The organism is Phytoactinopolyspora halotolerans, assembly GCF_010550675.1.
Taxonomy (GTDB): domain Bacteria; phylum Actinomycetota; class Actinomycetes; order Jiangellales; family Jiangellaceae; genus Phytoactinopolyspora; species Phytoactinopolyspora halotolerans.
Genome location: NZ_JAAGOA010000006.1, coordinates 80,551 through 101,502, shown reverse-complemented (window position 1 = coordinate 101,502; position 20,952 = coordinate 80,551). Strand labels below are relative to the sequence as shown.

Here is a 20,952-nt window from a genome sequence, read left to right as displayed (position 1 = left end):
CTGCATCGGCGTGACGATCACGGCGAGGGCGCCCCGGTCTCACCCTGCGGACCGGCCGCCTGCTCCACGTCCGCGGCCGTGTGCCGGCGACGACGCAGCGTCACCTGGTCGACCTCGTCCTCCTCCAGCGCCTCCACCGGCTCGTCCTTGACCAGCGACTCGCCGGACGACGTGACGAACTGCTGCTTGAAGGTGCCGATCGACTGCTCCAGCAGCGACGTGTCGTCGTCGCTCAGCTTGCCGGTGCTCTTGATCGAGTCCAGCAGCGACGACTGCTCGCGGCCCATGTAGTCGAGGAACTCCGCCTCGAACCGGCGCACGTCCTCCACCGGCACCTCGTCCATCTGCCCGCTGGTGGCGGCCCAGATCGATACGACCTGACGCTCCACCGCCATCGGCGCGCTCTGCGGCTGCTTGAGCAGCTCGGTCACGCGTGCGCCGCGGTCCAGCTGGGCGCGGCTGGCCGGGTCGAGGTCCGAGGCGAACGCGGCGAACGCCTTGAGCTCGTTGTACTGTGCCAGGTCCAGACGCAGCGTTCCAGAGACGCTCTTCATCGCCTTGATCTGCGCGTCACCACCGACCCGGGAGACCGAGATACCGACGTTGACCGCCGGGCGGATACCCGAGTGGAACAGGTCGGACTCCAGGAAGCACTGGCCGTCGGTGATGGAGATGACGTTGGTCGGGATGTACGCCGACACGTCGTTGGCCTTGGTCTCGATGATCGGCAGTCCGGTCATCGAGCCGGCGCCCATCTCGTCGTTCAGCTTCGCGCAGCGCTCCAGCAACCGCGAGTGCAGGTAGAACACGTCGCCGGGGTAGGCCTCACGGCCCGGCGGACGGCGCAGTAGCAGCGAGATGGCACGGTACGCCTCAGCTTGCTTGGTCAGGTCGTCGAACGCGATCAGGACGTGGTAGCCCTGGTACATCCAGTGCTGGCCGAGCGCCGAGCCGGTGTACGGCGACAGGTACTTGTAGCCCGCCGGGTCCGAGGCCGGAGCGGCCACGATGGTGGTGTACTCCAGCGCACCGGCCTCCTCCAGCTCCTGACGCACCGCAGCGATGGTCGAACCCTTCTGACCGGTCGCGACGTAGATGCAGCGCACCTGCTTCGTCTTGTCGCCGGTCTTCCAGTTCTCCACCTGGTTCAGGATGGTGTCGGTGACGATCGTCGTCTTCCCGGTCTGCCGGTCGCCGATGATCAGCTGGCGCTGTCCGCGCCCGATCGGCGTCATCGAGTCGATCGCCTTGATGCCGGTCTGCAGCGGCTCGGAGACCGGCTGCCGCTGGACCACCGAGGGTGCCTGCAGCTCCAACGCACGCCGCTGCTCGGCCTGAATCTCGCCCAGCCCGTCCAGTGGCTTGCCCAGGGGGTCGATGGTACGTCCGAGGAAGCCGTCACCCACTGGCACGGACAGCACCTCGCCGGTGCGGCGTACCGTTTGACCTTCCTCGATGCCCTTGAACTCACCGAGGACCACGACACCGATCTCGCGCTCTTCGAGGTTCAGTGCCAGACCGAGCGTGCCGTCCTCGAACTCCAGCAGCTCGTTGGCCATCGCCGAGTGAAGTCCCTCGACGTGAGCGATGCCGTCGCCGGCGTCCACAACCCGGCCGACCTCTTCGCGAGAGGCCTCCGGCGCGTACGACTGGACGTGTCGCTCGATCGCGTCCCGGATCTCCTCCGGCCGGATCGTCAGCTCCGCCATCTCTTGTCCCTACTCTTTCGTCCTCGAACCCGTCGATTGTTACGTGTTTCGCGCCTAGCCGGCCAATCGCCGGCGTATCCCTTCCAGCCGATGGGCGACGCTTCCGTCGATGACCTCGTCACCGATGCGAACCTTGACGCCACCCAGAACCTCAGGATCGATCTCCAGCTGGATGTCGATCTCACGGCGGTAGATACGGCCCAGCGCGGCAGCCAGCCTCGTCTGGTGATCAGCGGAGATCGGCGCCGCCACGGTGACTGTCGCCAGAAGGTGTTGCCGGCGCCTCGACGACTGCTCGACCAGAGCCGTCAGTGCCTCGCCGAGCTGCCGCCCACGCGGATGCTCGACCAGTTGCCGGACCAGGCCTTGGGTGACCGGATCCGCTACGCCTTCCAGCAGGCTGTGCATCAGTTCGGCCTTCGCCTGCGGCTCGACCGCCCGGTCGGAGAGGGCCTGCCGCAACTGGTCGTCACCTGCGATCAGACGCTCGATCCGGAACAGCTCGTCCTCGACCGTGTCGAGGCGTCCCGCGGCCTCCACCGTGATCAGGGCCGCTTCGAAACCCAGCCCTTCGACGGCGTCGACCAGATCGGAGCCGCTGTTCCAGCGCCGCCCGGCCAGGTCGGTGAGCACCTCCATCGCGGCGGAGGAGATCTTGCCCTCGAAGACCGAACGGGCCAGCGCCACACGCTTCGCCGCCTCGGTTCCCGAGTCCGACAGGGCGCCGCGCAAGCCGGCTGAGCCGGCGAGCGCATTGGCGATCGCGAGCAGCTCGGCCGACAGGTCCGATTCGCTCGCGACGTCCCGCTCGGCAAGCGCCTCGCGGGCGGCGGCGAACGAGGACCGACTGGAGCCCAGCATCAGCGTGTCTCCTCCTCCGCGGCAACGGTCTCGAGGTCGGCGATGAACCGCTCGACGGTGGCGTTGACCTTCTGCTCGTCCAGCGTCTCACCGACGATCTTCTCGGCGAGCTCGGTGGCCAGGCGCCCGACGTCCCGGGAGAGCACGCTGCGCACCCGATCCGCCTCGGCGGTCAGCTGCGCCTCCGCACGCTCGGTGACCGCAGCGGCGGCCTCCTGCGCCTCGGTACGGGCTTCGGCGACGATGGACTGCCGCTCGGCCTGCGCGTCGGCGCGGATCTGTGCGGCCTCGGACCGGGCTTCGGCCAGCTGCTCGCGGTACTGAGCCAGCAGCGACTGTGCCTCGTTCCGCTCCGCCTCCGCCTGCTCGAGCTTCTGCTCGATGCCTTCGCTGCGGGCCGCGAGGGCCTTCTTCATGTTCGGCAGTACGAACTTCCAGAAGATCCAGAAGAGCGCGACGAACATCACCGCGCTCCAGAAGATGTCGTACCACGGAGGGATGAAGAGGTCTATGCCCTCCGGCACGTCACCTTCGGCTGCGCGCACATGATCTTCAGCTGCACGGACCATGTCATGACTCACGTGAAGAGGAACCCGGCGACGATGCCCAGCAGGGCCAGCGCCTCGACCAGAGCGATACCGATGAACATGTTGGTACGCAGAACGCCGGTGGCCTCGGGCTGGCGAGCCATGCCCTCCAGGGCCTTGCCGATCAGGATGCCGAGGCCGATGCCCGGACCGATCGCGGCGAGGCCATAGCCAATGGCGTTGACGTTGCCCTCAACCTGAGCGAGAAGCTCCACGGTGTTTCCTTTCTTGTGTTGGCGTCCGGGCGGGTTGCCCGGACGTCGACTGTGCCGTCAGTGGCTTTCACTCTCCGCACCGGCAATGTAGAGCGCGGTGAGAAGCGTAAAGATGTAAGCCTGCAGAACCGCGACGAGGATCTCGAACGCGGTGATGAAGAAGCCCATGGCGGCGGCACCGAGCCCGAACGGCTTCAACAGCCATTCCGCGTCCAGCAGCAGGTACGTCGCACCGGAGAAGAACAGCACCAGCATGAGGTGCCCGGCCATCATGTTCGCCAGCAGACGGATCGTCAGCGTCACCGGACGCAGGATGAACGTGGACAGAAACTCGATCGGCGTCAGCAGAACGTAGATCGGCTTCGGCACACCGGGCGGAAAAAGGTTCAGCCTCAGGTAGCTACCGAAGCCGTGTTTCCGAATTCCGGCCGCGTTGAATACCACCCAGGTCACAATGGCGAACATCATGGGTATTGCGACGACGCTCGTCCCGGCCAAGTTCAGGAACGGGATAACGCCGGCGATATTCATCGCCAGGATAAAGAAGAACAGCGTGACCAGGTACGGCAGATAACGCCTGCCGCCCACACCCATGATCGTGTCGATGATCTGGGTCTGCACGAAGTTCACGGCCAGCTCGCCGAGGTTTTGCATGCCTCGCGGCACGACCTTGGGATTACGGAATGCGACGATGAAGAAAGCCGCGACCGCAATGGTCATGATCAGCTGAACCAGGTTGACACGGTTGAACTCGAAGATGGTGTCTTCGAACAGGATCGCCGGTGGGAAGAAGTCTGCCAGCGACGGAGCGTGAAATCCGTCGTCCTCAGCGGCGAGGTAGGTCGTCGTCGTGAGCGCGCTCAGGGTCTTCTCCGTAGGGATCGGGGCCCGGGGCTGCTTCCCGGCCGTACCGTGTATAGATGATGTAGCCTGCCAAGACAAATCCGATGACGATGCCGGTCGGCAGGCCGAACGACACGTCAAAGAGTTTGTCCACCCCGGCACCGAGCAGTCCGTACAGGAGCGGCCCGGCGATCAGGGTGCCCATGATGTGCCAGACAATGGACTCCCCGCCGTGGGAAGTATGTGCCCGTTCACTCATTCGGCGCACCGACCATACCAAGCCCCTGACAGGCGTGCCTCACACACCCCTGGACTCCCGTTGTGCGGTTTCTCCCGCCTCTGCCTCCACCGCACCATCTACGCTGGTCGGAGGCTGATTCGGGCTGATGTCGAGGTACGGCACGCGGGTGCGGAGCACCACGATGCACTCGGCGGCCAGCCAGCCCACGACGCCGACGACGAACGCGATGAAGAACGCCGTCCGGGCGAAGAACTCCGCGTCCTTGATCAGCGCCATGATCACCATCAGGATGACGATCTTGGCCAGCCACGATCCGACGACCACGCCGACGAAGCGGGTGTTGTCCATCCGCGCGGCCCACACACCGGTGAGGACCGTGCCGCCGAAGAACGCGGCCGGTATCGCGAGCCCGAGAAGGATGCCCAGGCCGACGCCGGAACCGCCGAGCGCCCAACCGACCGCCGTCCCCACCGGCAACAGAACCGCGAGGCCCGCGCCGGCGGTGGTGAGGACACGCCGCATCGGCGTTACGAAGGCCGCCACACCCGGCGGCGTCGTCGGTTCGGACACGGAAGTCAAGCCTACGTGCTGGCCTGGCCATGGACCTAAACGATCTTCGTTCCGGCCGCCGGACCACCGTCAGGGCCGGGCCTCCAGCGTGCGGCGCCGCAGCAGACGGCGAGGCCGGCGGGTGGTGAACGCGATCAGCACGATGATCGCGACGCCGAGCAGCGCGTAGATGGTCCAGTCACCGACCAACGCGATCGCGACGACGCCACCGGCGACGAGGGCCGCCCACGCCCACATGATCGCCGCCACCCGGCCATCCGAGTGACCCACCTCACGTAGCCGGTGGTGCAGGTGTTTCTTGTCCGGGGAATTGAACATCCGTCCCTCGCGGGTACGGCGGACCACGGCCAGCATCATGTCCAGGAACGGCAGCGCGATCACCGCGGCCGGCAGGATCAGCGGCAACAGGGCCAGCAGGAACGTGGTCTCTTCCACCTCGTGGCTCGCCGAACGGCCGGTCAGGGTGATCGATCCGGCCGCGAGCAGGAGGCCGAGCAGCATCGCCCCGGAATCGCCCATGAAGATCCGCGCTGGTGAGATGTTGTGCGGCAGGAATCCGGCGCACATCCCCATCAGCACCACCGCCACCAGCGCCGGCGTGGTCATCCTGGTGTCGCCCTGCTCGACCGCAAGCAGGTAGGCGTAAGAGAAGAACGCCGCCGCGCCGATGCCGACGACGCCCGCGGCGAGGCCGTCCAGTCCGTCGATGAAGTTCACCGCGTTCGCCGCGCCGACGATCAGCAGTACGGTCAGCAACGCACGCTGCGACGGGTCGAGGGTGAACACCCCGTTCGGCAGCGGGATCCAGAGCAGCTCGACGCCTTGGACGACGAGCAGGCCCGCCGCCAGCAACTGCCCGGCGAACTTGGCCAGCGCGGACAGGTCCCATATGTCGTCCGCAACGCCCACCAGGCAGATGACGATGGCCGCGGTGATCAGCGCTTGGGCGTCGGTCGACTCGACGAAGACCTCGCGCATGCGCGGCAGGTAGCTGGCGACCAACATCGCGCCGAGCATCCCGACCAGCATCGCCACGCCGCCCATGCGCGGCACCGCGCCCTTGTGCACATCGCGCTCGCGCGGCGGCGGGATCGCTCCGACCCAGTGCGCGATCCGCCCGCACAGGGCGACCACCAGGTAGGTCAGCGAGGCGGCGATGAAGAACGTCAGCAGGTACTCGCGCACGTGGCGACCGCACCTCTCCAACCGCCGGCCGATGACCACGGGCGGACGGCCGATGCCGGCCCGTGGACACCTCGCTTGTCTCGGATCGAACCGGTCGTTCTCACGACGGCAACTCTACGCGCCGACCACGTCGCGAAACCGCCGTTCGACAGGGAGCTCATCCGCGCGGAACGACTCACTTCTCGGCAGCGCCGTCATTCTCGCCTGCGTCGTCGTCATGCGCGGCATCATCCGCGACCACGACCTCATCCACCACCTCAGGCCCCGCGGCGTCACCGTCGTCCTGCTCGGCATCGACCGCCACGACCTCATCCACCACTTCAGGCCCCGCGGCGTCACCGTCGTCCTGCGCGTCGCCGTCCTGCGCGGTCGGCTCGGCGGTCGCCGCCGACGCCGGCTCAGTCGATTCGTCCTCGGGCCCGATGATCTCCGGCACCACCTCGCGCAGGCGCTCCAGGCTGATCGCACCGGCCCGCACCACCCGGGGGACCTCCCCGGTCACGTCCACGATGGTGGACGGCACATCGGCGGCGGTCATACCACCCTCGAGATAGACCGCGATCGCGTCGCCCAGCTGTTCCCGGGCCTCCTGCGCCGACCGCGCGGGTGGGTGACCGGACAGGTTCGCGCTGCTGACGCCCATCGGACCGGTCTTGCGCAACAGCTCCAACGCCACATCGTGCTGCGGCATGCGCACCACCACGGTGCCGCCGGTGTCGCCCAGGTTCCAGTCCAGCGAGGGCTGTTCCTGGCACAGCAGGCTCAGCCCGCCCGGCCAGAACACGGCCGCCAACGCCTCGGACGCCTCGTTGGTGACCGCCACTCCGGTCCAGGCGTCCGCGGAACCGACCAGCACCGGCACCGGCATGTCCGGGCCGCGGCCCTTCGCGTCGAGCAGCTTGCGGATCGCCTCGGGCGAGAACGCATCCGCTCCGACGCCGTACACCGTATCCGTCGGGAGCACGACCAGACGGCCGGCTTTGATCGCACGTGCGGCGACCCCCATGCCACGAGTCCGCTTGGTCGGGTCTGAGCAGTCATAGAGCAGAGCCACGCCGTGTATTTAACCGTGCTCTGCCCGGCTCCGCCCATCCGGGTCAGGCACGGCCGGTGATCATCGAGGATCGCGGGTGTGATAGCCCCAGCGATCCTCGACGAAACACTCCTGCGCGACCACCGATCACAGGCCCGGAAGTCACCCCGCGGCGGCGAGCCGGGCGGTGACGTATCGCGGCCGCTGGTTGAGATCGAGATGGTCGACCACCTCATCCCACCGGCCCGATCCGTGGAACACGGCCGGCGCCGACTCGCCCTGCTCGTCCGCGTGCTCGGCGACGACCAGTCCGCCCGGCCGGAGCAGCCGCGCCGCCACCGATTCCAGCGTCCGCATCGCGTCCAGCCCGTCCTCGCCTGACCACAGGGCGGCAGCGGGATCGTGCTCGACCACCTCCGGATCCCGGATCACCGCGCCCACCGGCACGTACGGAGGGTTGGCCACCACCACGTCGACCGAACCGAGGAGCATCGACATGCTCCGATCGACGATGCCGCCCACGTCGTCCCGGTGCACCACCACCGATTGTCCGGCCGCGTTCTTACGCAACCACTCGATGGCGTCGTCCTCGGATTCGACCGCGTGCACCACACATGGGCGGACCTCACGCGCCACCGAGATCGCGATCGCGCCGGAGCCGGCGAACATGTCGATCACCACCGGGACCCGCCCATCGGCGACGACGGCCTGCGCTTCCGCGATCGCTGCGCCCGCCGTCAGCTCCGTCTCCGGGCGCGGCGTGAAGACCCCCGGCCCGACGTTCAGCGTCAGGTGGCGGAAGTGCGCGACACCGGTGATGTGCTGCAGCGGCTCGCGCGCCGCCCGCCGCGCTACCAGCCCGCCGTACTCGGTGGTGAACCGCTCCGTCTCCGCGTCGACAGCAGTCTCGCCGGCCGACGCGCCTCCCGCCGGCGCACCTCCGGGCGACCTGCTGCTCACTGCCCCGGCCAGCCGCGCCGCCAGTTGAGACCGCTCGATGCCCAGCACATGGGCCGCCAGCACCTCGGCGTCGTGCTGAGGGGACGGCACGCCGGCGTCGGCCAGCCGTGCGGCGGCGTCCCGGATCTGTTCACGCAGCGACATCACCGCTCCAGGCAATCACGGCGCCGGCAGCGACACTCACGCGGGTCAACGCGGGCCCAGACACGCGACGAACGACATCGCGGTTGCGGTGGCGACCACAAAGTCGTTCCTTGCACGCAGCGTGGTCCCGTCTTAGCCGTCGCCGGACCCGGCGTCGTCGCCCGACACGGAGATCTTCGCGTTGGTGTCCGCGTCCACCAGGGCCTGAATGACGGCATCCAGGTCGCCTTCGAGCACGGTGTCCAGATTGTGCGCCTTGAAACCGATGCGGTGGTCGGAGATGCGGTTCTCCGGGAAGTTGTAGGTGCGGATCCGCTCGGACCGGTCCACCGTCCGGATCTGGCTCCGGCGCGCGTCGGCCGCTTCCCGGTCCGCTTCCTCCTGCGCGGCCGCGAGCAGCCTGGCCCGCAGCATCCGCATCGCCTGCTCCTTGTTCTGCAGCTGGCTCTTCTCGTTCTGACAGGAGACGACGATGCCGGTCGGCAGGTGGGTGATCCGCACCGCGGAGTCGGTGGTGTTGACGCTCTGCCCGCCCGGCCCGGACGACCGGAAGACGTCGATGCGCAGATCGTTCTGGTTGATCTCCACCTCGGTCTCGTCGTCGGCCTCGGGCAGCACCAGCACACCCGCCGCCGAGGTGTGGATACGGCCCTGGCTCTCGGTGACCGGGACCCGCTGGACCCGGTGGACGCCGCCCTCGAACTTCAGCCGGGCGTACGGGGCCGTTCCCGGCTCCGGCGTACCCTTCGCCTTGACCGCGAGCGAGACATCCTTGTAGCCGCCGAGATCGGACTCCTCGGCGTCGATCAGCTCGGTACTCCAGCCGACGCGTTCGGCGTAGCGCATGTACATGCGGAGCAGGTCGCCGGCGAACAACGCCGACTCCTCACCGCCGGCGCCGGCCTTGATCTCCACGATCGCGTCCCGGCCGTCGTTCGGATCGCGCGGCAGTAGCAGCAGCCGCAGCGCGTCGGCGAGCTCCTCCTCGCGCGAAGCCAGCTCGTTCGCCTCGGCGGCGAACGCGGGATCGTCGTCCGCGAGCTCCAGCGCCGCCCGCCGATCGTCCCCGGCCTGCAGCCAGGCACGGTACGTCCGAACCGTCGGCGTCAGCTCCGCGTAGCGTCGCCCGAGCCGGCGCGCCAACCCCTGGTCAGCATGGATCGAGGGGTCGGCGAGCTTGTTCTCGAGCTCCTCGTATTCGGCTTCGAGCGCCTTCACACCCTCGAACATCGTCTCCTCTTCCTCCCCTGACCGGGAACACTCCGGCTGACGGCGAACCCGCCGCTGAAATGCCGGTACCCGCCGGCCACGAGCACATCGAATCAGCCCACACGACAACGGCGGGCGCACGCTTACCGCGTGCGCCCGCCGTTCACGAAGCTACTTGGAGCCGGACTTCTTCTTCCCGTAGCGGGACTCGAACCGGGCCACGCGGCCACCGGTGTCGAGGATCTTCTGCTTGCCCGTGTAGAACGGGTGGCAGGCGGAACAGATATCGGCGTGGATCACGCCGTTCGACGCCGTGCTCCGGGTGGTGAACGTGTTACCGCAGGTGCAGGTGACCGTCGTCTCCACGTACTGCGGGTGGATGTCGCTCTTCATGGACTTCACTCCTGGATCTGATACGAGCGCCGGGTCGATACGGCAGGCCGCCGCACCGTGAACCGGAACCAACCGCTCTAGTATTCCAGCTCACCGCCGCCATCGCCAAACCGCACCGTGCCCGGCCATCCGGCCGCCGGTTCGCCCGATCGCCGGATCAAGCCGACTTCCTGAGCTCACGTAACGCCGAGGGGTCCGTAGAAGCCCGCCACACGTGACGTGCGCTCGGCAAGTGCGGCGCCGGGGCACGTCCTACTCCTAGTCGTCGTCCTTCGAACCGTTCGCGCCGAGGGTGCCGGGCGTGGTCTTCTGGACGGTCATCAGGAACTCGGCGTTGCTGCCGGTCTTCTTCAGCCGGTCCAGCATGAGCTCGATGGCCTGCTGCGGATCGAGCGCGGACAGCACCCGGCGCAGCTTCCACATGATCGCCAGCTCCTCCTGCGACACCAGGATCTCCTCGCGCCGTGTGCTGGAGGCGTCGACGTCGATCGCCGGGTACAGCCGTTTGTCGGCCAGGTCCCGGCGGAGCCGGAGCTCCATGTTGCCGGTGCCCTTGAACTCCTCGAAGATGACCTCGTCCATCTTCGAGCCGGTCTCGATCAGCGCCGTGGCCAGGATGGTCAGCGAGCCGCCGTTCTCGATGTTCCGCGCCGCACCGAAGAACTTTTTCGGCGGGTAGAGCGCGGCCGAGTCGACACCACCGGACAGGATGCGCCCGCTGGCCGGAGCGGCCAGGTTGTACGCGCGGCCCAGCCGGGTGATGCCGTCGAGCAGGATCACGACGTCGTGGCCCAGCTCGACCAGCCGCTTCGCCCGCTCGATCGCGAGCTCGGCCACCGTGGTGTGGTCATCAGCCGGGCGGTCGAACGTGGAGGCGATCACCTCACCCTTGACCGAACGCTGGAAGTCGGTGACCTCCTCCGGGCGCTCGTCCACCAGCACCACCATCAGGTGGGCCTCCGGGTTGTTCGTGGTGATCGCGTTCGCGAGCGCCTGCATGATCAGCGTCTTACCGGCCTTCGGCGGCGAGACGATCAGTCCGCGCTGCCCCTTCCCGATCGGCGCCACCAGGTCGATCACCCGGGTCGAGATGTTGCCCGGCTCGGTCTCCAGGCGCAGCCGGTCCTGCGGATACAGCGGAGTGAGCTTGGCGAAGTCCGGCCGCTGCTTGGCCGTCTCCGGGTCGGCGCCGTTGACCGTGTCGACCCGTACCAGGGCGTTGAACTTCTGCTGCTTCTCGCCCTCGCGCGGCTGCCGCACGGCGCCGGTGATGGCGTCGCCCTTGCGCATACCGTGGCGGCGGACCATCGCCAGCGACACGTACACGTCGTTCGGGCCGGGCAGGTAGCCAGATGTCCGCACGAACGCGTAGTTGTCCAGGATGTCGATGATGCCGGCGACCGGGATCAGGACGTCGTCCTCGCTGATCTGCGGCTCGTCGGCGCGCTCGCGTCCACCGCCGCGCCGGTCACGGTCGCGGTTGCCGCCGCGCCCCCGGTCCCGACGCCGGCGCCGGTTCCGGCCGCCCTGGTCGTCATCGTCGTCGAACCGACCACCCTGCCGGCGGTCGTTGTCGTTGTCCCGCTCGTTGTCGCGGTCGCCGCCGCGGTTGTTCTGCCGGTCCTGGCGGCGGTTGTCCGGACGGCGGTTGTCCTGGCGGCGGTTGTCCGGGCGACGATCATCGCCGCGGCCACCATCCCGCTCACCACCGCCGTCGCCGCCGGCGGACTGCTCATTCCGGCTCGAGTCGGCGCCGCCGCGGCCGCTGGAGCGGTCGTCGTTGCCGTCCCGGCCCTGCTTGGCCTGGCCGCCGTCGTCCTTGGTGGTGCCGCTGTCCCCGGTGTCGACGGTGACCGACGAGACGGACGCGGCGTCGGCGGCCGCCGCGGCGACCGCACTCTCGCCCTGGTCCGGTGCCGCCTGTGCGCGCGTGGCGCGCCGGGAGGATCGCCGGGCAGGCTTCGAAGCCTCGTCGGCGTTGTCCGCGCCGGAGCGGCCGGCGCTCGTCGCGCCGTCGTCCGCGGACGGTGCGGAGTTCTTCTTCGACGGGGCTGCCTTGGGCGCCGGACCGTCGGACTGGGTCGCCTTGATGGCGTCGATCAGCTGCGCCTTGCGCATGCGGCCCGAACCCTTGATGCCGAGCTGGCTAGCCACCTGCTGCAGCTCGGCAAGGACCATGCCCTCGAGGCCGGGAGCGCGCTTGCGCTGCCGCTTCGCCGGGGCATCGCCAGCGGTCGATGCGGTGTTCTCGGAGTCCAGCGCCTCAGAAACGCCGGGAATCTCGGTATTTGTCACTCAGGGTCCTTCCCTGGGCCAGCACCGGCGAGAGCCACCGGTGCGCCTTAACACCTCGGGGCACATCCCCGAGGACGAATATTCGGTGCACGATGCAACTGGTGGTCAACCCCATATCAGACCTAGCGTGCGCCGGCCCTGGAAGAGGTGTACAGATCCACGGCTCGCTGCAGAGATTCCGCTACGCCATGGCTTACCGACCATGCATTGCGTCGGTGCGATACGAGCGTAGCACGTCAGAACCCGAATCTCCCAGAGCAGGGGATGCCCGTTTTGCCATGTGTCGGCCGCCCTACGGCTCACCGACCGCTCACCACCGCACCCGCGGTGTCGACCGCGAGTTCGCGCACGTCCCAGCCGGACGCCACCTCGCGCACGACCGAGGCCTCATCACCGCTGCTCAACACCAGGATGGACGGTCCGGCGCCGGACACCACCGCAGCCAGGCCGCGCCGTCGCAACGCCGACATCAGCGCCACCGACTCCGGCATCGCGGGTTCCCGGTACGCCTGGTGCAGCCGGTCCTCGGTGGCTTCGAAGAGGAGATCCGGTCGCCGCGTCACCGCCTCGACCAGCAGTGCCGCGCGCCCCGCGGTGCGCGCGGCGTCCGCGTGCGGCACGGAGTCCGGTAGCAGGCCGCGCGCCGTGGCGGTGGCGAGTTCCGTCGACGGCACACAGAGCACCGGCGCGATCGCCGGATGCGGGTCCAGCCGGGCCGCCCGCGCCTCCCCGTCCTGGTGAGTCCACGCGATGGTGAATCCGCCCAGTAGGCATGGCGCCACGTTGTCCGGATGTCCCTCGATCCGGCCGGCCAGCGCCAGCGCGTCGGCCAGCGCCGTCTGGCCGGTGACGTCGGCTCCGGCGAGCGCACGCGCCGCGACCACGCCCGCCACGATCGCCGCCGACGACGATCCCAGGCCACGCCCGTGCGGCAGCACATTGCGGCAGGTCAGCTCCAGACGGGTCGGCACCACGCCGAGTTCGTCGAAGCAGGCACGCATCGCCCGGACCACCAGATGCTTCTCGTCCCGCGGCACCACCTCGGCGCCGACACCCTCGACGTCGACGCTCAGCTCGAGCGCACGGGCACCCGAAGCGGCGCCCTGCTCCGCATGCCGCCGAACGCCATCACGGCTGCCGGGTGCAGCGCCGCCGCCGGTCGACGCCGCCGTGAAGGTCGCCGCCGCCTCGACGACGTCGTGCAGGCTCAGCGCAAGCCCGAGCGCGTCGAACCCGGGGCCGAGGTTCGCACTGGTCGCCGGAGCCCGGACGACGACGCGCGCGTCCAGCGGACGCCGCTCGGATGCTGCCGGCACTCAGCCCAGTCCCAGCGCCTCGGCTGCGGCCGCGGCCTCGGCAGCCACCGGGTACGGGCGGATCTCGCCGTAGAACGAGCTGGCGGTGTCGACGTCCTTGAGACCGTGGCCGGTGACGGTCACGACGATCCGCTGTCCCGGATCCAACCGGCCCTCGCGGGCGTACTGCAGCAGGCCGGCCACACCGGCGGCCGACGCCGGCTCGACGAACAGCCCTTCCCGGCCGGACAGCTCCTGCTGCGCCGCCAGGATCTGCTCGTCGCTGACCGCGTCGATCAGTCCCTCCGACTCGTCCCGTGCGGCCACGGCGAGCGTCCAGGAGGCCGGGTTACCGATCCGGATCGCACTGGCCACCGTGTCCGGCGCGGACACCGGCACACCGTGCACCAGCGGTGCCGCGCCTGCCGCCTGGAAGCCCCACATCCGGGGCCGGCGGGTGGCGACACGGTCGGCCGCGTATTCGGTGTAGCCCATCCAGTAGGCGGAGATGTTGCCCGCGTTGCCGACCGGCAGCACGTGGATGTCCGGCGCGTCGCCGAGATCGTCGACCACCTCGAACGCCGCCGTCTTCTGTCCGGCCAGCCGGAACGGATTGACCGAGTTCACCAGCGCGACGGGGTACGTCTCAGCGAGTTCGCGCGCCAGCCGCAGGCAGTCGTCGAAGTTCCCGTCGACCGCGGCGATGACACCGCCGTGGACGACGGCCTGGGCGAGCTTCGGACCGGCGATCTTGCCGTCGGGCACGAGAACGACCGGCCGCATGCCCGCACGGACGGCGTACGCGGCCATCGACGCGCTGGTGTTGCCGGTGGACGCGCAGACGACCGCCTCCGCGCCTTCCTCGGCGGCCTTGGAGATCGCCACCGTCATGCCGCGGTCCTTGAACGACCCGGTGGGGTTGACGCCTTCTACCTTGAGGTGCACGTCACAGCCCGTCTGCGCGGACAACCACGGCGCGGGCACGAGCGGCGTGCCGCCTTCTCGCAGGGTCACCACCGGCGTGTGTGTGGACACCGGGAGCCGGTCACGGTATTCCTCGATGACCCCGCGCCAGAGGCGGGTACGGGTGGGCGCATCAACCATTCCACTGGTCACGGCGTCCATTATCCATGCTTCACGTCGCGCGGCGCGCCCGGCTTCGACCGTCCCCATGATCATGAACAGTAGCCGTGCTATTTGAACGGTAGGTGTTCATGATCATGGGGGTTATTCGCCCTCGACCCGCTTGACGGACATGACCTCGCGAACCGTGTCCAGCTTGGCCAGCTCGTCGACGGTGGCGGAGAGCGCCTCATCCGGTGCCTGGTGGGTGACCACCACTAGTTCGGCGCCGTCCGGCACCTCGGTACGCTGCCGGACCGTCTCGATCGATACGCCGTGGCCGGCGAAGACCGTCGCCACGGCGGCCAGCACGCCCGGCCGGTCGTCCACGTCCAGGCTGATGTGGTAGCGGGTGACGGTCTCTCCCATCGGGCGTACCCGACGGTCGGCGTACCAGGAGCCGCCCGGGCCGGTCACGCCGGCCACCCGGTTGCGTGCCACTGTGACCAGATCGCCCAGCACCGCACTGGACGTCGGTGTGCCGCCGGCACCCGGCCCGTAGAACATGAGTTGACCGGCGGACGCGGCCTCCACGAAGACCGCGTTGTACGCTCCGCGGACGCCGGCCAGCGGATGCTCGCGCGGGATCATCGCCGGATGCACGCGGACCCCGACGGCTTCGCCGCCCGGAGCGAGCTCGCAGATGGCCAGGAGCTTGACGACGGCACCCATCGCCTTGGCGCCGGCGACGTCCGCCGCCGTGACCTCGCTGATGCCCTCTCGATGGACGTCGGCCAGGCTCACCGGTGAGTGGAACGCGATACCGGCCAGGATCGCGGCCTTCGCCGCGGCGTCATAGCCTTCGATGTCCGCCGTCGGGTCGGCCTCGGCGTACCCCAGTGCCTGTGCCTCCTCCAGCGCCTCCGCGAAGCCGCTGCCGTGCGTGTCCATCTGGTCGAGGATGTAGTTGGTGGTGCCGTTGACGATGCCCAGCACCCGGGTGACGTGGTCACCCGCGAGGGATTCGCGCAGCGGCCGCAGCAGCGGGATGGCACCGGCGACGGCGGCCTCGTAATAGAGGTCGACGCCGTGTTTGTCGGCCGCCGTGTGCAGGGCGAACCCGTCGTCGGCCAGCAACGCCTTGTTCGCCGTCACCACGGACTTGCCGCGCTCCATGGCGGCCATGATCAGGCCGCGGGCCGGCTCGATGCCGCCGATCACCTCGACCACCAGGTCGACGTCGTCGCGGGCGACCAGTGCGGCGGCGTCGGTGGTGAAGATCTCCGGATCGACCCCCGGGATGGCCCGGTCCCGGCCCGTGCGGCGGACCGCGATCCCGGCGAGCTCCAGCCGCGCCCCCACACGAGCAGCAAGATCGTCGGAGTGCTCGACCATCTGCCGAGCGATCTCGGAACCGACCACTCCGCAACCGAGGAGCGCCACGCGCAGTGTGCTCATCCGCATCCTCCCTCTCGAGGTATCCACACCCCGACCCAGCATCCAGCCGCTTCCCCAGTGTCCGCGAACTCCGAAGGATCTCGTGTCGTCCGTCCATGATGCGAGACATCTGTCTCAACATGCGTGGAATCGGCCGCAGATCCTTTGCCACCGCCGCCCCGGCGGTCACCTCTCCATCGTGCCGCGCCGGAGCCGTGATCCGACCCGCGGGCACGTCCTCCCGCACCACAGACCGGGACGCTCTATGCTGGGCCGCCGGAGGAGAACGCACAAGCACCGCGGAGGACACGTGATCGGCCCAGGCCACCCACGGCCCGGCGACCCCAGGCCACACGACGGCTCCGCGCCGGGCCCGGGACACGTGCCGCCTCAGCCGCCCCAACCATCTCAGCCGCCGCGTCCGCAGCTCATCCGGGTCGGCCGCGCCGCCGACAACGACATCGTCATCGACGACCTGCTGACCGCTCGGCATCACGCCCGGCTCACCCCGACCGGGGACGGATACCGGCTCGACGACCTCAGCGGCCACCACCAGACGTTCGCCCAGGGTGTGCTGGTCGAGCGCGGCATCTACGTCCGCGACGGCGACATCGTCACCTTCGGCAAGACGCGCTTCGTCGTCGGACCGTCCGGGCTGACGCTGCTCGCCGACGCGCCGGCGGACGGCGGGCTGACCGTCCGTGACCTGTCCTACACGTTGCCGAAGGGCCTCACACTCACCGAGAACGTCAACCTGTCGCTGTCCGGCTCCCGCCTCGTCGCCGTCATCGGGCCGTCCGGATGCGGCAAGTCCACACTGCTCCGGTTGATCAATGGCGAGCTGAAACCGTCCCGGGGGTCCGTGCACTACCAGGGGTTCGACACGCACCACAACCAGGAAGAGATCCACGGCCGGATCGGGGTGGTCCCCCAGCACACCATCGCGCACCGCAAACTCGGCGCCCGCCGCGCGCTTCTCTACACCGCGCAGTTGCGGCTCTCCCACGACACGACGGCGGCGGAGCGCACCGGCCGCGTCGACCAGGTGCTGGAGGAGCTGGGCCTGGCGGAGAGCCGGCACACCCGGATCGAGAACATGTCCGGCGGGCAGCAACGCCGGCTCGCCATCGGCTTCGAGCTGATCACCCGGCCGTCGATGCTGGTGCTGGACGAGCCCACCTCGGGCCTGGACCCGGCCCTGGTCCGGCAGATCATGACCACGCTGCGCGAACTGGCCGACGACGGCCGGCTGGTGATCGTCACCACGCATGACCTCGCCCACGTCGATCTCTGCGACGACGTGCTGATCATGCGGCCGGGCGGGAAGATCGAGTACTACGGACCGCCGTCCGGCATCGCCGACCATTTCGGCACCGGCGACTGGGCGGACATCTTCGAGCAGCTCAAGGCCGTCCAGGCCGGTCCGGATCCGTCTCCCCCGACGCCGCCGACCGCCCCGGCGTCCAACTCGCCGTCCGCACCACCGACCTCGCCCGCGCCTTCGATCCCGCCGTCGCCGGCGGTACGCACCGTCGCGGGACGGGTGTCGGGCTCACGCTCGGTGCTGTCGACCCGGCTGCTCAGCCGCCGCACCGAGATACCCGAGGTGGTCGGGCCCCGAGCGGCCGACGACGAGAAACGACGGCGCCAGCAGACCTCGGTGCTCTGCCGGAGGCAGCTCCACCTCATCTTCGCCGACCGGCCGTTCGCCGCGTTCATGCTCGCGTTGCCGGTCGGGCTGGCGATCCTGGCCCTGGTCATCCCGAATGAGAGCGGTCTCGGCCGGCCGGCATACGGCGGCAGCACCGAGGCGATGCGGCTGCTGGTGATCCTGGTGGTCGGCGCGGCGTTCATGGGCATGGCCGCCACCGTCCGCGACCTCGTCGCCGAACGGCGGATCTACCGGCACGAACGCGCGGCCGGCCTGATCCCGGAGGCCTACCTGGCGTCGAAGCTGATCATCTTCGGCTCGATCGCGGTGATCCAGTCGGTGCTGCTGCTCATGCTGACGCTGACGGTCCGTGACGGTCCCGAGGACGGCGTCCTCATCGGCGACGGCGGCCTCGAGCTCGGCATCGCCCTGGCGTCGACCGCCGTGGTCTCCGCCGTCCTCGGTATGGTCGTCTCGTCGCTGGTGTCGACCCCCGAGCAGACCATGCCGCCGCTGGTCTTGGTCATCATGGCCCAGCTGGTGTTCTGCGGCGGCCTGATCGAGATCACCGGACGTGCCTTCGTCGACCAGCTGTCCTGGTTGACGCCGAGCCGATGGGGATACGCCATGGCCGCGTCCACCGTCAACGTCACCGAGTTGATGCCGAACTCGCCCGATGACGTCCTGTGGCGGCACAACCCGCTGGCCTGGCTGGGCGGCCTGGCCGCGCTGGCCGTACTCGGTGTCGCGGCGACCTATCTCGCCCGGCGCCGCCTGCGCGCCCTGTAGAAGTCTGCCGGCACTCTGGGGAGTGGGGTCGGGAGGATCACGACGACGGGCCGCGGATGATCCGCCGCCGGATCGCACCGGACGCGGCGTCGATGACGATCGTCACCACGATGACCACGATGAGTGCCATGCCGGCCTGCCCCCACTGGCGGAACTCGATGCTCTGCTGCAGCATGGTGCCGATGCCTCCGGCACCGACCACACCGAGCACCGCGGAGGCACGGATGTTGATCTCGAACCGGTACAGCCAGAATGCCACGATCTCCGGCATCACCTGCGGTATCACCGCCCAGCGCACGCGCTGCGGCTTGCTCGCCCCGGCTGCGTCGGCGGCCTCGATCGGACCGCGCTCACACCCTTCGATGATCTCGGCCGACAGCTTCCCGATGGTGCCCGTGGAGCTCAGGCCGATCGCCACCGTCCCGGCCAGCGGGCCGAGGCCGAAGATCGGGATCAACGCCACCGCGAAGATGATCTCCGGGATGGCTCGCGGAATGTTCAGCAGCTGCCGCGTCACCACCACCGTCCCTGGCCCGGCGATGTTCCGTGCGGCCAGAAACGCCAGCGGAAACGAGAGCACCGCAGCGATCATCGTGCCCAGCCAGGCGATCGCGACCGACTCCCACATCGACGCCAACGCATCCGGCAGATCGGCCAGGGCGAGCTCGCCGATCATCAGGCCGAGGATGTTCCACAACTGTGCGGGAGCCTCCGGCAACCGTCCCCAATGCGCGTCCACGGTGGACGTGGCCAGCAGGAACCCGGCCACGACGGCCACCGTGACCACCAGCCGGAACCAGTTGAACGGCTTCTCCGGCCGGACCGCACGGCGCAAGCGTTCGTCGGCCGCCCGCCGGGTCTGCTGCGCGCCGGTCACAGCAGCCGCCTACGCACCAGGGCGGAGATCCGCTCGACGATGATGACCACGACCAGGAATCCGGCCACCACTCCCCACACGCGGTCCCACTGCCCCTGGCCCCGGTAGAAGTCGATCACGGCTCCGATCCCGCCGGCCCCGACGAAGCCGAGCACCGCGGAGGCGCGCAGGTTCAGCTCGAAGCAGTACATCGAGAACGCGGTATACGCCGGCAGCACCTGCGGTAACACCGCGTACCGCAGCATCTGCGGGTGGGAGGCCCCGCCGGCCCGTGCCGCCTCCACCGGGCCGTGGTCGATGCCGTCGATGGTGTCCGACGTCAGCTTGGTGACGACGCCGAGCGAGAAGAAGAACAGCGCCAGGATGCCGGGCAGCACCCCGACCCCTACGGCGGCCACGAACAGCAACGCCCACAGCAAGTCGGGGACGGCCCGGATGATGTTGTTGAACAGCTTCACCGCCACGTACCCGGCCCGGTTCGGCGCGCCCAGACGCGAGTTCAGCAGCGCCAGCGGCAACGCCGCGGTCGCACCGGTGACCGTGCCCACCACCGCCATCTGTAACGTCTCCAGGAACCCGCTGCGTGCCCGGGATCCGAGCAGCGTGCCGAGGTCGATATCGGCCAGCCCACGCATCGGCGCGTTGGCACGGGTCAGTCCGTCCCAGATCTCCACGAGCGAGAATCCGATACCGTACTCCCAGTCCGCGCCGGCGAGGACGGTGACCGCGGCCAGCCCGACCAGTCCGGCGGCGGCGAACGGGCTCGGCCGCGGACGCCGTGGCCGCGTCAGTCCAGGCTGGCGCGAACTCACAGAGAGGCCTCGGCCTCGAGCACATCGTCGGCGGTCAGGCTGCGGCCGTAGATCCGCTCGAACACCTTCTCGTCGACGGCGGACGCGGGTCCGTCGAAGACGACCGCACCCGCCCGCAGGCCGACGATCCGATCCGCGTACTGCCGGGCAAGGTCCAGAAAATGCAGATTGACCAGGGTGGTAATGCCCAGCTCCCGGTTGGCGCGGTGCAGGTAGCGCATGACCGTGTGTGACGTCGGCGGGTCCAGCGACGCGACCGGCTCGTCGGCGAGGAGCACGGTCGGCTCCTGCGCGAGCGCCCGCGCGATCCCGACGCGTTGCTGCTGGCCGCCGGAGAGGTTGGCGGCGCGCACGTACGCCTTTTCGACGATCTCGACCACCTCGAGCGCGCGCATGGCGCGCTCCACCTCGTCCCGGCCCCACCAGCCGAGCATCGACCGCCAGCCCGGCACCCGGTTGAGCCGGCCCATCAACACGTTGTTCAGCACCGTCGTGCGGTTCACCAGGTTGTAGTGCTGGAAGATCATGCCGACGTCGGCGCGCAGGGCCCGTAGCCGCGACCGGTTCAGGTCGCCGACAGTACGCGATCCCACCTCGACGCTGCCGCCGCTGAGCGGGACGAGGCCGTTGACGGTACGGATCAGCGTGGACTTACCGGCACCGGAGAGGCCGACGACCACCACGAACTCGCCCTCGGCGATGTCCAGGCTGAGGTCCTTCAGCGCGGCGACCCCACCCGGATAGGTCACCGACGCGTGCGTGAAGCGGATCATCGATCCTCCCG

The 20,952-nt window shown here is 69.2% G+C and carries 20 protein-coding genes; 1 reads left to right on the top strand and 19 read right to left on the bottom strand.

From position 1 onward, the window contains the following. Positions 1-17: 17 nt before the first annotated feature. The 16 genes from atpA to G1H10_RS10295 all read right to left on the bottom strand — a co-directional run bounded on the left by atpA (position 18) and on the right by G1H10_RS10295 (position 16,066). Positions 18-1,709, bottom strand: coding sequence for a F0F1 ATP synthase subunit alpha (gene atpA / locus G1H10_RS10370; protein WP_163736540.1), 1,692 nt, complete (start codon positions 1,707-1,709; stop codon positions 18-20). 54 nt (positions 1,710-1,763) lie between these two features. After that, positions 1,764-2,570 carry a F0F1 ATP synthase subunit delta gene (locus tag G1H10_RS10365; protein ID WP_163736538.1) on the bottom strand — a complete coding sequence of 269 codons (807 nt, stop codon included), beginning with the start codon at positions 2,568-2,570 and terminating at the stop codon, positions 1,764-1,766. Then, positions 2,570-3,094, bottom strand: coding sequence for a F0F1 ATP synthase subunit B (locus G1H10_RS10360; protein WP_216853120.1), 525 nt, complete (start codon positions 3,092-3,094; stop codon positions 2,570-2,572). Before G1H10_RS10360 ends, G1H10_RS10365 begins: the two co-directional genes overlap by 1 nt. Positions 3,095-3,147: 53 nt before the next feature. Then, the gene (atpE, locus tag G1H10_RS10355) at positions 3,148-3,372 is read right to left on the bottom strand and encodes a F0F1 ATP synthase subunit C (RefSeq protein WP_112258178.1); all 225 of its coding nucleotides are present in this window, start codon (positions 3,370-3,372) and stop codon (positions 3,148-3,150) included. 57 nt (positions 3,373-3,429) lie between these two features. After that, positions 3,430-4,173 (bottom strand): F0F1 ATP synthase subunit A, encoded by a 744-nt coding sequence (gene atpB, locus G1H10_RS10350; RefSeq protein ID WP_376778599.1) that lies wholly within the window; start codon positions 4,171-4,173, stop codon positions 3,430-3,432. Between the two features lie 25 nt (positions 4,174-4,198). Beyond that, entirely contained in the window at positions 4,199-4,420 is a 222-nt protein-coding gene (locus G1H10_RS32920) for a hypothetical protein (protein WP_163736345.1), read from the bottom strand. Positions 4,421-4,513: 93 nt separating this feature from the next. Beyond that, positions 4,514-5,026 (bottom strand): Cg1360 family ATP-synthase-associated protein, encoded by a 513-nt coding sequence (locus tag G1H10_RS10340; RefSeq protein WP_163736532.1) that lies wholly within the window; start codon positions 5,024-5,026, stop codon positions 4,514-4,516. 69 nt (positions 5,027-5,095) lie between these two features. After that, positions 5,096-6,211, bottom strand: a complete 1,116-nt coding sequence (locus G1H10_RS10335; protein WP_163736531.1) for an MraY family glycosyltransferase — start codon at positions 6,209-6,211, stop codon at positions 5,096-5,098. A 175-nt stretch (positions 6,212-6,386) separates the two neighbouring features. After that, positions 6,387-7,265, bottom strand: coding sequence for an L-threonylcarbamoyladenylate synthase (locus G1H10_RS10330; RefSeq protein WP_163736526.1), 879 nt, complete (start codon positions 7,263-7,265; stop codon positions 6,387-6,389). A 141-nt stretch (positions 7,266-7,406) separates the two neighbouring features. Beyond that, positions 7,407-8,348 carry a N5-glutamine methyltransferase family protein gene (locus G1H10_RS10325; protein ID WP_163736523.1) on the bottom strand — a complete coding sequence of 314 codons (942 nt, stop codon included), beginning with the start codon at positions 8,346-8,348 and terminating at the stop codon, positions 7,407-7,409. A 132-nt stretch (positions 8,349-8,480) separates the two neighbouring features. Continuing rightward, entirely contained in the window at positions 8,481-9,578 is a 1,098-nt protein-coding gene (gene prfA, locus G1H10_RS10320) for a peptide chain release factor 1 (RefSeq protein WP_163736520.1), read from the bottom strand. A 150-nt stretch (positions 9,579-9,728) separates the two neighbouring features. Then, positions 9,729-9,950, bottom strand: a complete 222-nt coding sequence (gene rpmE, locus G1H10_RS10315; protein ID WP_163736517.1) for a 50S ribosomal protein L31 — start codon at positions 9,948-9,950, stop codon at positions 9,729-9,731. 258 nt (positions 9,951-10,208) lie between these two features. Beyond that, on the bottom strand, positions 10,209-12,245 hold the full coding sequence (gene rho / locus G1H10_RS10310; protein WP_163736514.1) for a transcription termination factor Rho: 2,037 nt from the start codon (positions 12,243-12,245) through the stop codon (positions 10,209-10,211). 299 nt (positions 12,246-12,544) lie between these two features. Further along, positions 12,545-13,561, bottom strand: a complete 1,017-nt coding sequence (gene thrB / locus G1H10_RS10305) for a homoserine kinase (RefSeq protein WP_216853118.1) — start codon at positions 13,559-13,561, stop codon at positions 12,545-12,547. Next, positions 13,562-14,665, bottom strand: coding sequence for a threonine synthase (gene thrC, locus G1H10_RS10300; protein WP_163737067.1), 1,104 nt, complete (start codon positions 14,663-14,665; stop codon positions 13,562-13,564). Positions 14,666-14,767: 102 nt separating this feature from the next. Then, entirely contained in the window at positions 14,768-16,066 is a 1,299-nt protein-coding gene (locus tag G1H10_RS10295) for a homoserine dehydrogenase (RefSeq protein ID WP_163736511.1), read from the bottom strand. Between the two features lie 283 nt (positions 16,067-16,349). On the opposite strand from G1H10_RS10295, the gene G1H10_RS10290 reads away from it, so the two are divergent. Beyond that, entirely contained in the window at positions 16,350-18,479 is a 2,130-nt protein-coding gene (locus tag G1H10_RS10290; protein WP_163736507.1) for an ATP-binding cassette domain-containing protein, read from the top strand. A 37-nt stretch (positions 18,480-18,516) separates the two neighbouring features. Here the strand turns inward: G1H10_RS10290 and phnE (G1H10_RS10285) are convergent, their stop codons facing one another. The 3 genes from phnE (G1H10_RS10285) to phnC are packed head-to-tail and all read right to left on the bottom strand — an operon-like array spanning position 18,517 to position 20,941. Beyond that, positions 18,517-19,356, bottom strand: coding sequence for a phosphonate ABC transporter, permease protein PhnE (gene phnE, locus G1H10_RS10285; protein WP_163736504.1), 840 nt, complete (start codon positions 19,354-19,356; stop codon positions 18,517-18,519). Further along, positions 19,353-20,168, bottom strand: coding sequence for a phosphonate ABC transporter, permease protein PhnE (gene phnE, locus G1H10_RS10280; RefSeq protein ID WP_163736501.1), 816 nt, complete (start codon positions 20,166-20,168; stop codon positions 19,353-19,355). Before phnE (G1H10_RS10280) ends, phnE (G1H10_RS10285) begins: the two co-directional genes overlap by 4 nt. Continuing rightward, entirely contained in the window at positions 20,165-20,941 is a 777-nt protein-coding gene (gene phnC / locus G1H10_RS10275; RefSeq protein WP_163736498.1) for a phosphonate ABC transporter ATP-binding protein, read from the bottom strand. Before phnC ends, phnE (G1H10_RS10280) begins: the two co-directional genes overlap by 4 nt. Positions 20,942-20,952: the final 11 nt, after the last annotated feature.

Excerpts from the sequence above, each read along its gene's own strand:
- thrC (WP_163737067.1), bottom strand. The coding sequence starts at position 14,665 with ATGGACGCCGTGACCAGTGGAATGGTTGATGCGCCCACCCGTACCCGC.
- rpmE (WP_163736517.1), bottom strand. The coding sequence starts at position 9,950 with ATGAAGAGCGACATCCACCCGCAGTACGTGGAGACGACGGTCACCTGC.
- G1H10_RS10295 (WP_163736511.1), bottom strand. The coding sequence starts at position 16,066 with ATGCGGATGAGCACACTGCGCGTGGCGCTCCTCGGTTGCGGAGTGGTC.
- G1H10_RS10365 (WP_163736538.1), bottom strand. The coding sequence starts at position 2,570 with ATGCTGGGCTCCAGTCGGTCCTCGTTCGCCGCCGCCCGCGAGGCGCTT.
- phnC (WP_163736498.1), bottom strand. The coding sequence starts at position 20,941 with ATGATCCGCTTCACGCACGCGTCGGTGACCTATCCGGGTGGGGTCGCC.
- atpA (WP_163736540.1), bottom strand. The coding sequence starts at position 1,709 with ATGGCGGAGCTGACGATCCGGCCGGAGGAGATCCGGGACGCGATCGAG.
- prfA (WP_163736520.1), bottom strand. The coding sequence starts at position 9,578 with ATGTTCGAGGGTGTGAAGGCGCTCGAAGCCGAATACGAGGAGCTCGAG.
- G1H10_RS10325 (WP_163736523.1), bottom strand. The coding sequence starts at position 8,348 with ATGTCGCTGCGTGAACAGATCCGGGACGCCGCCGCACGGCTGGCCGAC.
- G1H10_RS32920 (WP_163736345.1), bottom strand. The coding sequence starts at position 4,420 with ATGGGCACCCTGATCGCCGGGCCGCTCCTGTACGGACTGCTCGGTGCC.